Below are 14,050 nucleotides of genomic sequence, written 5' to 3'. Positions count from 1 at the left end.
AGGACGTGAGCGCCAACGCAAAGACCTTCAATCCTTATCTCCCCCAGTTGGCCGCGGTGGTGGAGCGCGTGGACGAGACGCGTGATGTCTTTACCTTGCGTCTGTGCTTGCACGACGCGCAGGCCCGCGCCGCGTATCGCTTTCAACCGGGCCAGTTCAACATGCTTTACTTGTGGGGCGTGGGTGAGGTGGCGATCTCTATCGTTTCGGATCCCGATGACCCTGATCTGATTGATCACACCATCCGCGCCGTAGGACGTGTGACGAGGGGATTGCAACGGCTCAAGCCCGGCGACAAACTGGGTCTGCGCGGCCCGTTTGGACGAGGTTGGCCACTGGAGGCGGCTCAGGGACGCCACTTATTGCTGATTACCGGAGGTCTTGGTTGCGCGCCGACGACCTCGATGATTCACTATGCCTTGCAACGCCGCGCGTCCTACGGCCGTCTTACCGTGTGTCACGGCGTGAAGCATCCGGACGATCTTATTTATACCGACCGCATACAAACATGGTGCGCGGCGCCGGATACTCAGGTGATGCTCACGGCGGATAAAGGCACGCCGGAATGGCGCGGCCGGGTGGGTCTGGTCACGCAGGCGCTGGAGGATATTGATCCGATCATGTTCAAAGGCATGGCGATGATGTGCGGGCCCGAGCCGATGATGGTGAGCGTGGCCGAGGATTTGCTCAAACGCGGTATGATGCTCACGGATATTCATCTTGCCATGGAGCGCAATATGCAGTGCGCGGTGGGACACTGCGGGCATTGTCAGTTCGGCGGAAAATTTATCTGCAAGGACGGCCCGGTATTTCCTTACGCTCAATTGCGAGCGCTGCTCGCGGTAAGGGGTTTTTGATATGATGGAAAGATTACGCATCGCGGTGCACAAGTTCGCCTCCTGCGACGGTTGTCAATTGCAATTTCTGAATCTCGAACAGGATTTGATGACGCTTGCGGACAGGGTAAAGATCGTCCACTTCGCCGAGGCGTCGAGTGACATGGATGCGGGACCGTATGATGTATCGTTCGTCGAAGGTTCGATTTCAACTTCGGCCGATCTCAAACGCGTTCAAGAAATTCGTGCGGCGAGCCGTTTACTGATTACCATTGGGGCGTGCGCGACGGCGGGTGGATTACAGGCGTTGCGTAACTGGAAGTCACTCGATGCTTTTGTGAAAGGCGTTTATGCGAGTCCTGAATATATAGATAGCTTGGCGCAGTCCACGCCGATCTCGGCTCACGTTAAGGTGGACGCGGAGTTGTGGGGCTGCCCCATAGACCAGACTCAGTTAAAGAGGGTGTTGTGCGATTTGCTTGCGGGGGTGGATCCGGGCATCCCCGGCGAATCGGTGTGCATGGAGTGCAAGCGCGCCGGTAATGTGTGCGTGCTGGTCGCCAAGCGCGAACCCTGTTTGGGACCGGTCACCCGCACCGGCTGCGGCGCTCTGTGTCCGCGTTATGAGCGCGACTGCTATGGCTGCTTCGGACCGCAGGAGGATGGCAATACGGCCGCGCTGGGCCGGCGTTTTCTGGAACTGGGTTTATCTAACGAGGATATTGTGCGGCGCCTGCGTTTTATCAACGGCTGGGCGCCTGCCTTTCGCGCAGGATCACAGGCTTGGGAAAGATAGCGAGAATTTATCCCTCTTTTGTGATCTAGATCAAAGTTCCTTTGCCGCTTGCATGTCTACTATGCGGTTGTTGTATGCCTTCAGCTTTAAAGATGCTTTGCTGTAAATATTCATAAATATTTTAATCTACCCTGCAATGGCCCTATGACAACAATAAAAACCCTCAACCCTGCATCGCTGTATCATCGCTGCGATCCCGATCAACTTCCTTTCGAGACGACGGCTGAGCTTGAAGAGTTGGTAGGGATCATCGGCCAGACCCGTGCGTTCGATGCCGTCCGGTTTGGTTCCGGTATCCGGCGCGAGGGGTACAATATCTTTGTGTTAGGCCCCCCGGGTATGGGTAAGCACACCTTCGTGCTCAGCTATCTGGATGGTAAGGCGAAGCAAGAACCCAAACCATCCGACTGGTGCTACATTCACAGCTTCGAACAGCCTCACAAGCCTCGCGCATTACGGCTGCCCGCCGGGTGGGCGCCGAAGCTGCGCCAGGACATGGGGCAATTGGTGGAGGAGTTGCGAAGCGCCATCCCGGCGGCGTTCGACAGTGATGAATACCGCACCAAGGTGGACGAGATTCAAAAGGCGTTCAACGATCAACAGGAGCAAGTCCTGCAACAGCTCGGCGATGACGCGCTACAGCAGGGAATCGCACTACTGCGCACCCCAGGGGGATTCGCCTTCGCCCCCATGCGTAACAACGAGGTGATCGGTCCGGACGAATATGAAAAACTAACGGACCAGGAAAAAGAACGTGTTGAAAAGGCGGTCACTACAATGCAGGAACGGCTGCAACGGGTCAACCGTCAGATGACTCAATGGCGCAGGGAACGACGGGATAAACTCAAACAACTCAATCGTGAAGTGACCATCCGCGCGGTTGGCCATCTCATTGATGAACTGCAGGAGAAGTATACTGAATTACCGGAGGTATTAAATTATCTCAATGCCGCCGAACAGGATGTGATCGAAAATGTAGATGACTTTCGTCACCACGAGGAATCTCCGGCTACTATCATGGGGCTTGCCGTAACTGAACGCCCGTCATTTCGGCGCTACCAGGTCAATGTGCTGGTGGACCACAGTCAATCGCAAGGCGCGCCCATTGTCTCGGACACCAACCCGACCTATAACAATTTGATCGGCCGTATCGAACATGCTGCGCAGCTCGGCGCGCTGGTAACGGATTTTACCCTTATCAAGCCGGGTTCGTTGCATCAGGCGAATGGCGGCTACCTGTTGCTGGATGTGCTCAAGGTGCTCAGCCATCCGTTCTCCTGGGAGGCGCTCAAGCGGGCGCTCTACTCCCGTGAAATCCGTATCGAGTCGCTGGGTCAAATATACAGCCTTATTAGCACGGTGTCGTTGGAGCCTGAGCCCATTCCGCTCGACGTAAAGTTGATTCTGTTCGGGGATAGGCTGTTTTATTATCTGCTTTACGAATACGATCCCGAATTCAGCGAGCTCTTTAAGATCGCCGCCGATTTCGAGGAGAGTCTCGACCGCAATTCTGAGAATAATCTGCTCTATGCAAGAATGATAGGCACTCTGGTTCGAAAAGAAAGTTTGCAGCCATTTGACCGCAGTGCGGTGGGGCGGGTTATCGAACACAGTGCGCGCATCATAGGCGATGCGGAAAAACTCACTACCCACATGCAGAGTGTAGCAGACGTGATGCGTGAGGCCGATCATTGGGCGAGACAGACCGGTCGCCCGGTGGTCACCGCCGCCGATGTGCAGCAGGCAATTGAAACGCAGATCTACCGGGCGGGTCGTTTGAAGGCCAAGCTGCAAGAGGAAGTTCTGCGCGGCACCCTGCTCATTGATACCCACGGAGAGGCGATTGGGCAGGTGAACGGGCTTTCCGTGGTGGAACTGGGTCCGCACGCATTCGCCCAACCCACCCGGATTACCGCCACTACCCGCCTCGGTGAAGGTGAGTTCATCAACATCGAGCGCGAAGTAAAACTGAGCGGCGCGATACACTCCAAGGGCGTACTCATCTTGTCTTCATTTTTGGCCGCGCGCTATTCAAAGGATCGTCCGCTTTCACTTTCGGCCAGTCTGGTGTTTGAACAGTCCTACGGTTTTGTGGAGGGCGACAGCGCCTCGCTCGCCGAGCTGTGCGCTCTGCTTTCCAGCCTGTCTGAGATTCCCATCAAACAGTCTTTCGCCGTGACTGGCTCTGTGAACCAGTTCGGCCAGGTTCAAGCTATCGGAGCCGTTAATGAGAAGATTGAAGGGTTTTTCGATATCTGCAAGGCGCGAGGTTTGACAGGCGAGCAGGGGGTGTTGATTCCGGCTGCTAACGTAAAAAATCTGATGTTGCGCGACGATGTTGTGAAGGCCGCCGAGGCGGAAAAGTTTCATATCTGGCCTGTCGAGGAGATCAATCAGGCCATTGAGATTTTAACAGGTGTTCCGGCCGGGGAACCCGATGCGAAGGGTAAGTTGCCTGAAGGAAGTATCAACTATTTGGTGGCAGTGAGGCTGTATGAACTCTCGATCATCCGCCAGGAATTCGGTGGCGAGCTTAAGATGATGAAAAAACAGGACGAGGAAGACTGAAGTTGCTCAAGAAATAAGCGAAATATGACTGAGCGCCGCATAGAAATTCCCATATTGACCCGAGTCGAGGGTGAGGGGGCTCTGTATGTGCGCATCGAGGGTGAGCGGGTGGCGGATTTGCGTTTAAATATTTTTGAGCCGCCGCGCTTTTTCGAGAAATTTCTGGAGGGCAGGAGCTGGAAGGAAATTCCCGATATGGTTGCGCGCATCTGCGGCATCTGCCCGGTGGCTTATCAGATGAGCGCGGTGCACGCCATCGAGGCGGCCTTTGGGGCGGTTATTACCTCTGAGATACGCACGCTGCGGCGACTGTATTACTGCGGCGAGTGGCTGGAGAGTCACAGCATGCACATCCACCTGCTGGCGGCCCCCGATTTTCTTGGCGTTCCGGACGCGATGGCGATGGCGCAGGTGTATCCTGATATCGTGCGGCGCGGCCTGCGGCTGCAAGGGCTCGGCAACAAAATTCTCAGCATGATGGGCGGACGGTCGGTGCATCCGGTAGGTGCGCGGGTGGGCGGTTTTTACCGCGCACCCGATGAATCTGAAGCCAGGGAGCTACTCGCCCGTTTGCGCGAGGCTGCGCAGGATGTAGAAGATCTAGTGCGCTGGACGGTGGAACTGAAAGTGCCGTCCATCACCCGCAACGCATCTTTTGTCTCGTTACGCCATGCGCATGATTATCCCATGAACGAAGGCCGTGTCATTTCCAGCGCCGGCCTCAATATCACGGCCGATGAATTTGAAGAGCATATCGAAGAACGGCAGGTATCGTACTCCACCGCACTGCACGCGCACATTAACGGCCGGCCCTATTGGGTTGGACCGTTGGCGCGCATCAACAATAATCTGGACAGACTGCCCGAGCAAACCGTCCAGCTCTTGAAACAGACCGGCATCGCCTGGCCAAGCCGCAATCCTTATCACAGTATCGTGGCGCGTGCGCTGGAGATCCATGTGGCCTTCACAGAGGCGATGACTATTCTTGAAAATTATCATCGGCCGCAAAAGGCCTATGTCGAGATGGGGCCACGCGCAGGTATTGGCATGGCCTGCACCGAGGCGCCGCGCGGCATCCTCTGGCATCGCTACGAACTCGATTCGGCGGGTCTGGTTAAAACGGCGCGCATCGTTCCGCCCACCAGTCAGAATCAGGCCCAGATCGAGGCCGATCTGCGCGAGTCCGTCGAAGAGGATTTGAGTTTAAATGACGCCGCGCTGCGCGCTCGCCTCGAAGCGGGGATACGCAATTACGATCCCTGCATCTCCTGCTCCACTCACTTTCTGAAGCTCACGGTAGAGCGTACATGATACGCGTCATCGGCCTCGGTTCACCGTGGGGTGACGATCCAGCGGGATGGCGGGCCGCCGAAGGCTTGCGCGGAATGTTTGATGAAGACCGTGTCGAGATCAAGCTGCTCGACCGTCCCGGCTCTTCACTGCTCGAACATTGGCGCGCCGAAGACAGTGTACTGCTGCTCGATGCAGTCTCCAGTAAGAGTGAAGTAGGGCTCATCTATAATCTGGAAGGCGATGACATTATTTATTATACGGCCCCCTCGCTGTCGAGCCATGGCTTCGGGCTCGCAGAGGCCGTCGCGCTTGCAACAGATCTGGATGCCTTGCCGCAGCGGTTATGCCTTCTTGGATTGGAGATCGGAGATCCACACCATACTATGGCTCTGAGTCCCGAGGCGGAAGGCTCTATTGCCAAGCTGACAAAAGCTGCCCACGACAAAATAAAGAACTGGCTAAGCGAGTAATGTAGCGTGTGCAATGCACACGCTACGGCCATATTTCTTGCTCGGCCACGAGGGCGAGGCCAGCGGGCAGGCGTGACGATATCTTTGCCATACCTAATTATTCAATAGCTTACATACCTTATGCCCAGCAGGTATCGAATAATGACTGATTATTGATCTAAATCAAAGCATGGAGCATTAAGCTATTTTTATAATGACGAAAAGCTGGAAAGATTGTCCTTCCAGGCTTGTATAGCACTTCATAGGCAACAATCAATCAGGAGGAACGATCATGGCAAATGAAAGCAAACAGCCGACAACCGTCTCGGCAAAAGGGCAGGAGATCCAAAAGGCTGCGCCTGCAAAAGTAATGGGTCCGTTTGATGAGATGGAGCGTATGTTTGAAAACTTTTTCTCGCCGGGGTGGATGAGGCCGCTGCACTGGCCCCGCTCTTTGTTGGGAGAAATGGCTGCCCCCTTTAGTGGGGCGATGCCGCGGGTGGACGTGATAGATCGGGATGACGAAGTTGTGGTGCGCGCCGAGATCCCCGGTGTGGAGAAGAAGGACCTGGATGTCTCGATGACGGGCAATACCGTCACCGTTAAGGGAAGCACCAGGCACGAAGAAAAAGAGGAAAAAGGCGACTATTACCGTTGTGAGATTTCACATGGCGCATTCTCGCGCACTGTGGTGTTGCCGGCGGAGGTGGATGACAGTAAAGCTAAAGCGGTATTCAAAGACGGGTTATTAGAGCTCACTATTCCCAAGAAGGAAAAGTCCAAGCGGCATAGCATTTCGATACAGTAAATCCGGGAAGTCGTGCCGAGTTATGGAGGTTGGGGGCGGTAAAGGATGACCGCCTCCAGTCTCTTTCTGCCTTAAAAATATGATCTGATGCGAGAAGGCAAAGGCCACCCTTGTGAATATTTAAAAAACTGCCGCACAATGGCTTATCGTGAGAAGCTTTGTATCCAGCGGCGATATTGATTGGTGAATATCTAAGGCTCAAACTCAACAAATAAGCTCCCGCTCAAGGCGGTGGTTACGGCTTTGTTGTTTTACCTGGCTGTGCCGTTCAACAGCGCCGCCAAGTCATGGAGAATACAGTGCAGAGTAGTCTCGCCAAGCAGTTTCTCTACGATATGCTCCTTGCGCGACGCTTCGAGGAAGTGGCCGCCGAGCAATATACACAAGGCAAGATTGCCGGCTTCTTACATCTTTATCCCGGCGAAGAGGCGGTCGCGGTCGGCAGTTTGCGTGCGGCGGAGCCTGGGGATTACGTGGTAAGTACCTACCGGGAACACGTGCATGCCCTGATGCGTGGGATCTCGCCCAATGCCATCATGGCGGAGCTGTTCGGCCGCGCCACAGGCTGCTCCGGCGGCTACGGCGGCTCCATGCATCTGCTCAGCGCGGAACACCGTTTTCTCGGCGGGTACGCCATCGTCGGCGAGACCTTTCCCATTGCCATCGGCGCCGCCTATTGGCTGGCCATGAATCATTCGCCCGATGCCGTATTGTGTTTCTTTGGCGAGGGCGCGGTCAATCAGGGGACCTTTCACGAGTCGCTCAACATGGCGGCGCTGTGGAAACTGCCCGTGCTGTTTATCTGCGAGAACAATCACTATCAGATCGGCACTGAAATCCATCGCAACTCCGCCATCGTCGAAGTTTATAAACGCGGCTGTGGCAACGGCGTTCCCGGCAAACGCGTGGACGGTATGGATGTGCTTGCAGTTTATGAAGCCACGCACGATGCACTGCAGCAGATACGGAGTGGTAATGGACCTTTTCTGTTGGAATGCGAGACCTACCGCTACCGCGGCCATTCAATGGCCGACAGCGGAGCGTACCGTTCCACGCTTGAGGTCGCAGAACTCAGGGCGCGTGATCCGTTGTTGATACTGCGCACTAAGGCGTTAAGGCATGGCTGGCTGAATGAAGAGGATGCCGAGGTGATGTTTGCAAAGGCACAGGAAGTCGTGGAGGAAGCGGTGCGCTTTGCCGATCAGAGCCCGCCGCCCACCGATCTTTATAAGAACGTCTATGTACGGCCACTCGATCTCTACAAAGGCGCCTTGTGAAGCGCACGCATAACGACAACGCAGGCTTCATTGCGCCCGCCCGGCCGCGCAGCGAACTCATGTGCTGGGAGGCCCTCAACATCGCGCTTGATGAAGCGCTGGCCGCGGATGACGCGGCATTCATTATAGGCGAGGATGTCGGTCTCTACGGCGGCAGCTATCGCGTGACACAAGGCTTATATGCCAAGTACGGTGAATGGCGGGTACGCGATGCGCCCATCTCGGAAAATAGTTTCACGGGGCTGGGCGTGGGTGCGGCGATGGTGGGTGGCCGTCCTGTCGTTGAAATTACCACCGTCAACTTTGCGCTGCTGGCGTTGGACGCCATCATAAACCTGGCCGCAAAGTTGCACTATATGTCAGGCGGCCAGTTTCGCGTGCCGCTGGTAGTGCGCATGGCGGGCGGCGTCGCCAAGCAACTCGCTGCGCAGCATTCACAGCGCCTCGAACATACACTGATGAATGTGCCGGGATTGCGCATTGTCGCGCCGGGAACGCCGCAAGATTCTTACTGGCAACTGACTCAAGCCATTCACGAGGACGATCCGATTATCGTGCTGGAGCATGAACTCCTCTATTTCAAAAAAGGCCTGTTCGATATCCATGCCACCGCCCCGCCTATGCACAGCGCCGCCGTGCGCCGCGCTGGCACGCACGTCACCCTCATCGCATGGCATCGCATGGTGGACGTATGCCTGCAAGCCGCCGACGTGCTCACCGGAGAAGACGGCATCGCCGCCGAGATGATTGATTTAAGAAGTTTGCGGCCCATTGATTTGCCGCTGCTCATCGGTTCCCTCAAAAAAACGCACCGCGCCATCGTGGTGGAAGAGGATTGCAAATTCGCGGGCGCGGGCGCGGAGATCGTGGCGGCACTGCATGAGGCGGCGTTTTATGAGCTCGATGCGCCTATCGCGCGCGTCGCCGCCGCGGACGTACCCACGCCCTATAACGGCGATTTGGAAGCCGCCTCCATCCCCAACGCCGAGGCCGTGACCCTGGCGGTGCGCCGTATCGTGGGGACGCGTGAGGAGTAGTAATACAAGGGCATGACCCTTCACATTAAAAGGGTTTACGAAAAGCCAACCAAAGCAGATGGCTTCAGGGTCCTGATTGACAGGTTATGGCCGCGTGGTATTAAGAAGGAGGCGGCGGAGATCGATCTCTGGATTAAGGACATTGCACCTAGCGATGCGTTGCGTAAATGGTTTGGTCATAAGCCGATAAAGCGGGATGAGTTCAAGTCCCGCTATTTTCGGGAACTTGATCAGCGGCCTGAATGGGTATCTCAGCTCGTAGCGAAGGCGACGAAACACCAGGTGACCTTGGTGTATGCTTCAAAGGAGGAGAAATTTAATAATGCCGTTGCGCTAAAGGAATATCTAGAGCAGCATTGGAGCAGGCATTAAAAGACCCCGCGCGATTATATACCGCTCAAACGTTTTGCTAACAAATGCACGGCGGCGGGTCGTCCTCCAATTCATTCGGCATCCTTTTCCCACCGATGGGTGTCTGTTGTCCAGCGAGCATCTAGTGTCGAGTCTAAAAGTATACTAAGCTTGATTGTTCCCGATTACCTCCATAGATAAAATCCACGACAACAGATGCCGAGCATACTCGATGATATTGACGCCTCACTGCCGGTGGTGCAACATGCCACCGAGTTCCAGAGGCGGGTGGCAAAAGTGGGCTTCGATTGGCCGCAGGTAAGTCTTGTGCTGGCCAAGATCGAAGAAGAACTGCACGAAATCCGTCAGGAAATCGCTGCTGGCTCCACCCATGATCGCATGGAAGATGAAATCGGCGATCTGCTCTTTGTGTGTATTAATCTTGCGCGCCACATGCAGGTGGATCCTGAACAGGCGCTACGCCGTGTCAACGCCAAATTCGAGCGGCGCTTCCGGCGTATCGAAACACTGCTTGCAGCTCGCGGACGCAGTCCGGAACAATCCACACTAGAGGAGATGGACGCGCTGTGGAATCAGGCGAAGTCGGAGGAGAAAGAGTAACCATCGGGCTGCATTACCGGTTGCCCGTGTAGGCGTCGTGCAGCTCTTCCCGCAAGCGCAACTCTTCGCCTGCATATTTGGGCGAAAAATGAAAGGGGATTATCTTTTTCGCGTGGGCGGCCCGCGCCAGCATTCCGGCCTGACGTGCAGTCAAGTGATACTTCTCCATCGCCCGCTCGGCGTCTTCTTCCAAAAAGGTGGTTTCAATGGCAAGGATGTCCGAATCTTGGGCGAGGGCCACGATCTTCTTTGCATTCTGTTCATGATAAACCGCATCGGTGACATAGGTGATTTTCTGTCCTGGGACGATGCGCAAGATCCTTTCCTTGAGCAACCCAAGCGGAAGCTGTTTTTCGTGCGGCACGCCATGCTCAACCGCATCTGCCTGGATAATTGTGTCGTCGGGTGCACCGCTCATCACCGCCTTTTTTAAGGCCTGCAACCAGGGTCCTGTGGCGAGCTGCATCTCCGCCAGGCGATTTTTCCAGACATTGATATGCAGTTTTTCCTCCAGAGCGAAGGCGAGGCAGGGTATCTTGTGATCCAGAAAAACAGTGCGGACACGGAACGCGGCCTCGTCCAGCAGTACATGGCCGGAGATCAAGAATCCCTCGTCCGTCTCGCGGCGGAAGGCCTGACGGCAGTGAAACACGCTTCTTCTGGCGGTTCCGTCTGGGCGCAGTTCCGTTACTTCCAGCGATAAATCGGCGGGATAGTTATGCACCAGATTCCAGGTATATGCCTTGAGCTTGTGCTCCACCTGCTCTATGAAGCCGGGCGGCCCATACAGGCGTAACCGCTTCTCCCGTCCGAGACAGATGCGAAGCAATTGATCGAAGCCCACGAAATGATCCATGTGGGCATGGGATACGAACACATCGCTGATGCGCAGAATCTTGCGTGACGCAAGCGCGCGCAGATCGCCGAGATCAAACAACAGGGCGCGCTTCTCAAACAGAAACTCTATGTAGAGGCCGGGGTCTCCGAAACGGTCGTTGACCAATTGAGGGTGAAAGATAGGCCGCATAGCCAGATATTACGTCAGGATTTTGCATTTACAAGCAATACTGTTAGGGTACGCACGGGGACAGTTTCATAGGTTAATGGCATGAGGAGAAACTGCCTTTTTGATTTTAGTCCTTTGCGTCCTCTGCAGTAAATTATTTACGGATAAGTCCTAAGGAGCACCCATGAAGCGCAGTCTCGCGGCAGACGTGCGCCCCGGCGAGCTGTGGGCCTGGGCGATGTATGACTTTGCCAACTCAGGTTATACCACAGTCGTGATCACCGCGATCTTCAACGCCTATTTCGTGGCGGAGGTGGCGGGAAATGCGCAGTGGGCCACCCTGGCCTGGACCCTGGCCTTGGCGATTTCCTACGCCCTCATTATGCTGACCGCCCCCGTGCTTGGGGCCTACGCCGACGTCCATGCCGCCAAGAAGCGGCTGCTGGGTGTGACCACCGTAGGCTGTGTCCTGGCTACCGCGGCGTTGGGTTGGGTGGGTCCGGGTGATCTTTGGCTCGGCATCGTACTCATTGTGCTCTCCAACTTTTTCTTCGGTAGCGGTGAAAATATTATTGCTGCCTTTCTTCCTGAACTGGCGCGCGGCCGTGGGCTGGGCAGGGTATCCGGCTGGGGCTGGGGGCTCGGCTATGTGGGCGGCCTGGTAAGCCTCGGCCTTTCTCTCGCCTATGTGACGTGGGCGCAGGGGCAGGGGCACCCAGCCTCTCAGTTTGTGCCCGTGACCATGCTCATCACTGCGGGCCTGTTCGCTCTGGCAAGCCTGCCTACCTTTATGTTTTTGCGTGAGCGGGCGATACCCAACATTGCCTTGCAAGCTCATAGCGTGGCGGCCGGTGCCTTCGCGCGCGTGGCGCAAACTCTCAAACGGATCCACCACTACCGCGATCTGCGTCTGTTCCTGATCTGCACGGTGTTTTATCAGGCGGGCATCATGGCGGTCGTGAGCCTCGCCGCAATCTACGCCACGCAGGTGATGGGCTTCTCCACCCAAGACACCTTGCAATTGATTCTGGTGGTCAACATTACCGCCGCCATCGGAGCCTTCTTCTTTGGGTATCTCCAGGATCGCATCGGTCATATCCCCTCGATCGCCCTGGTTTTGTTGGCCTGGCTGACGGTGATCCTGTTGGTGTGGCTTGCACGCGGGCCGGGCCTGTTTTGGCTGGCGGCCAATTTGGCGGGCCTGTGTCTGGGTGGTAGTCAATCGGCCGGTCGCGCCTTGGTGGGTCTGTTGAGTCCCGCCAACCGCCGCGCCGAATTTTTCGGCCTGTGGGGACTCGCGGTCAAATTGTCCGCCATCCTCGGCCCTGTGACCTACGGCCTGGTGAGCTGGTTGTCACTAGGTGATCATCGTCTGGCCATGCTGATGACCGGTAGTTATTTCTTAGTAGGACTCGCATTATTGAGCCGTGTTGATGTGAAGCGGGGGCGACACGCGGCGTTGAGTAGAGACAGTCGGTAAGTGGTTGACCAAGGTGCAGGGGCGGTATAGATTAACCGAACATGCTACTTCTGCGGGGGTGAATCATGGGAATAAGCTGGCCGTGGGATGACGACTGTGACGACACAATGGAAGTCGGCGACAGGGTCTTTAGATTAATACAAGGCCCTACCCCAAACAATAATATTGCGTGGGGGCTTTATGCAGCTTGGGATTGTGTGTACCAAGCCCAGGACGGTACCGGGGATATCCACACCGAACGACACCGTAGGATTTTCTGGATATTTGACTTCTAAACACAGCGACGGAAATGAAAAGCTTTAGCCGTGCGCACAGCGCACGCTACTAGGGTGCGATAAGCGGAGCGCATCGCACCGGATGATTGCCCAAGACACATACTACGCGTTGCTAATGACCAATTAAACATCATCTGCACCTACACTACTCTTTTCGGCGGTGATCGTCATCATGCGAGATACAAACGAGGGCAGGTCTATTAAGGATGCGCACTAGCCACCTTCTCAATCAATTCTTCCCATCGTCGTAAAGTGCTACTAAGCTAGACTTGACCCTGAGCTTGCTGCTGTTCCCATCGTCGTAAAGTGCTACTAAGCTAGACTTGACCCTGAGCTTGTGCTGAGCTTTGACCCCTACTAAGCTAGACTTGTACCCTGAGCTTTGACCCTGAGCTTGTTCACCGGTTTGATTTTTGGTGGAGCTGGGGGCTGACAGTATCGTGGCGTCGACAATACTGCCTTCGCGCAACAGCAATCCCTGCTCGGACAGGTGTTGATTAATGGTGTCGAATATTTTCTCGCCCAGTGGGTGCTGTTCCAGAAAATGCCGGAAATTCAATATCGTGGTTTCATCCGGGAGCCGTTCGGATAAGCGCAGCCCGGCAAATTGACGCATGGATTCGATTTCATACAGCGCGTCTTCCAGGGCCGGATCGCTCAGATTGTAAAAAAGCCGCATGGCATGAACCCGTAACATCGTGGCCAATGGATACGGCGGACGTCCGTTCTCGCCTTTTGGGTAATGGCGCGCAAGCTTTTTCTCCAGCTTGGCCCAGGGGATCAGCCTGTCCATCTTCCCCGGAAACAGCTCTCTGCGTGTCTGATGTTTCTTGTGGGCATATTCTGCTTCGGCAAATGTCAGCTGGGTCATTTCGTCTTTCTCTGGATTTAATGTGTGAATTATGCCAGATTGAAGGGGTTATTCAGAGGTTCCCTAACATCAATTAAACATCATCTACACTACTCTTTTCGGCAGTAGCCGTCATCATGCGCGGCTGTTTTTCAAGCGGCTCCGGTGCTTCAATCAGCTTGCCGGTTTCTACGCCCATCTCCGCGAACTTGCGCGCGCCGGGGAAGAGTAGGCGTTCAAATGACCGCCATGTTAGCCCAGTAGCTTGTCATAGTCAGCATGACTTCCTATCCAGAACCATAGAATCCCTTCAGGGACCTCCACGGCGAGAGCACGGTAATAAAGGCCAATGCGGGCAGACCTAAAACGCCCCACTTTCTTAAAGTGCAGGGAAGGGTGATGA

12 protein-coding genes and 1 pseudogene are annotated in these 14,050 nt (G+C 55.4%); 11 read left to right on the top strand and 2 right to left on the bottom strand.

Going from position 1 to position 14,050, the window contains the following annotated elements; all coding sequences use genetic code 11:
- The first annotated feature begins 5 nt into the window (after positions 1-5).
- The 10 genes from HY028_01965 (at position 6) to HY028_01920 (ending at position 10,036) form a co-directional block, all read left to right on the top strand.
- Positions 6-857 carry an FAD/NAD(P)-binding protein gene (locus tag HY028_01965; protein MBI3343634.1) on the top strand — a complete coding sequence of 284 codons (852 nt, stop codon included), beginning with the start codon at positions 6-8 and terminating at the stop codon, positions 855-857.
- 1 nt (position 858) lies between these two features.
- Positions 859-1,632 (top strand): sulfhydrogenase subunit delta, encoded by a 774-nt coding sequence (locus HY028_01960; GenBank protein ID MBI3343633.1) that lies wholly within the window; start codon positions 859-861, stop codon positions 1,630-1,632.
- Positions 1,633-1,776: 144 nt separating this feature from the next.
- Positions 1,777-4,200: an AAA family ATPase gene (locus HY028_01955; GenBank protein MBI3343632.1), complete on the top strand. Its 2,424-nt coding sequence runs from the start codon at positions 1,777-1,779 to the stop codon at positions 4,198-4,200.
- A gap of 24 nt (positions 4,201-4,224) precedes the next feature.
- Positions 4,225-5,511 (top strand): Ni/Fe hydrogenase subunit alpha, encoded by a 1,287-nt coding sequence (locus HY028_01950; GenBank protein MBI3343631.1) that lies wholly within the window; start codon positions 4,225-4,227, stop codon positions 5,509-5,511.
- Positions 5,508-5,963 (top strand): hydrogenase maturation protease, encoded by a 456-nt coding sequence (locus HY028_01945; GenBank protein ID MBI3343630.1) that lies wholly within the window; start codon positions 5,508-5,510, stop codon positions 5,961-5,963. The genes HY028_01950 and HY028_01945 overlap by 4 nt, the downstream gene beginning before the upstream one ends.
- 271 nt (positions 5,964-6,234) lie before the next feature.
- The gene (locus HY028_01940; GenBank protein MBI3343629.1) at positions 6,235-6,750 is read left to right on the top strand and encodes an Hsp20/alpha crystallin family protein; all 516 of its coding nucleotides are present in this window, start codon (positions 6,235-6,237) and stop codon (positions 6,748-6,750) included.
- Between the two features lie 287 nt (positions 6,751-7,037).
- Positions 7,038-8,027 carry a pyruvate dehydrogenase (acetyl-transferring) E1 component subunit alpha gene (gene pdhA / locus HY028_01935; GenBank protein ID MBI3343628.1) on the top strand — a complete coding sequence of 330 codons (990 nt, stop codon included), beginning with the start codon at positions 7,038-7,040 and terminating at the stop codon, positions 8,025-8,027.
- A 59-nt stretch (positions 8,028-8,086) separates the two neighbouring features.
- Positions 8,087-9,064, top strand: coding sequence for an alpha-ketoacid dehydrogenase subunit beta (locus tag HY028_01930; GenBank protein MBI3343627.1), 978 nt, complete (start codon positions 8,087-8,089; stop codon positions 9,062-9,064).
- Positions 9,065-9,076: 12 nt separating this feature from the next.
- Positions 9,077-9,436: a DUF488 domain-containing protein gene (locus tag HY028_01925; GenBank protein ID MBI3343626.1), complete on the top strand. Its 360-nt coding sequence runs from the start codon at positions 9,077-9,079 to the stop codon at positions 9,434-9,436.
- Positions 9,437-9,631: 195 nt separating this feature from the next.
- Positions 9,632-10,036 (top strand): hypothetical protein, encoded by a 405-nt coding sequence (locus HY028_01920; GenBank protein MBI3343625.1) that lies wholly within the window; start codon positions 9,632-9,634, stop codon positions 10,034-10,036.
- A 13-nt stretch (positions 10,037-10,049) separates the two neighbouring features.
- On the opposite strand, the gene HY028_01915 is transcribed toward HY028_01920, so the two are convergent.
- Positions 10,050-11,063: a ribonuclease Z gene (locus HY028_01915; protein MBI3343624.1), complete on the bottom strand. Its 1,014-nt coding sequence runs from the start codon at positions 11,061-11,063 to the stop codon at positions 10,050-10,052.
- A gap of 217 nt (positions 11,064-11,280) precedes the next feature.
- On the opposite strand from HY028_01915, the gene HY028_01910 reads away from it, so the two are divergent.
- The gene (locus tag HY028_01910) at positions 11,281-12,522 is read left to right on the top strand and encodes an MFS transporter (protein ID MBI3343623.1); all 1,242 of its coding nucleotides are present in this window, start codon (positions 11,281-11,283) and stop codon (positions 12,520-12,522) included.
- 669 nt (positions 12,523-13,191) lie between these two features.
- On the opposite strand, the pseudogene HY028_01905 reads toward HY028_01910, so the two are convergent.
- Positions 13,192-13,668 (bottom strand): annotated as a pseudogene (locus HY028_01905) (IS5 family transposase).
- Positions 13,669-14,050 lie beyond the last annotated feature (382 nt).

The organism is Gammaproteobacteria bacterium, assembly GCA_016195665.1.
In the GTDB taxonomy this organism is placed as follows: Bacteria; Pseudomonadota; Gammaproteobacteria; order SURF-13; family SURF-13; genus JACPZD01.
Note: the sequence above shows the minus strand (reverse complement) of the source record. Positions and strands in the feature narration are given on the sequence as shown.

Bases quoted from the DNA above. Each gene is read 5' to 3' on its own strand.
- HY028_01960 (MBI3343633.1), top strand. From the start codon at position 859: ATGATGGAAAGATTACGCATCGCGGTGCACAAGTTCGCCTCCTGCGAC.
- HY028_01955 (MBI3343632.1), top strand. From the start codon at position 1,777: ATGACAACAATAAAAACCCTCAACCCTGCATCGCTGTATCATCGCTGC.
- HY028_01950 (MBI3343631.1), top strand. From the start codon at position 4,225: ATGACTGAGCGCCGCATAGAAATTCCCATATTGACCCGAGTCGAGGGT.
- HY028_01945 (MBI3343630.1), top strand. From the start codon at position 5,508: ATGATACGCGTCATCGGCCTCGGTTCACCGTGGGGTGACGATCCAGCG.
- HY028_01940 (MBI3343629.1), top strand. From the start codon at position 6,235: ATGGCAAATGAAAGCAAACAGCCGACAACCGTCTCGGCAAAAGGGCAG.
- pdhA (MBI3343628.1), top strand. From the start codon at position 7,038: ATGGAGAATACAGTGCAGAGTAGTCTCGCCAAGCAGTTTCTCTACGAT.
- HY028_01930 (MBI3343627.1), top strand. From the start codon at position 8,087: ATGTGCTGGGAGGCCCTCAACATCGCGCTTGATGAAGCGCTGGCCGCG.
- HY028_01925 (MBI3343626.1), top strand. From the start codon at position 9,077: ATGACCCTTCACATTAAAAGGGTTTACGAAAAGCCAACCAAAGCAGAT.
- HY028_01920 (MBI3343625.1), top strand. From the start codon at position 9,632: ATGCCGAGCATACTCGATGATATTGACGCCTCACTGCCGGTGGTGCAA.
- HY028_01915 (MBI3343624.1), bottom strand. From the start codon at position 11,063: ATGCGGCCTATCTTTCACCCTCAATTGGTCAACGACCGTTTCGGAGAC.
- HY028_01910 (MBI3343623.1), top strand. From the start codon at position 11,281: ATGTATGACTTTGCCAACTCAGGTTATACCACAGTCGTGATCACCGCG.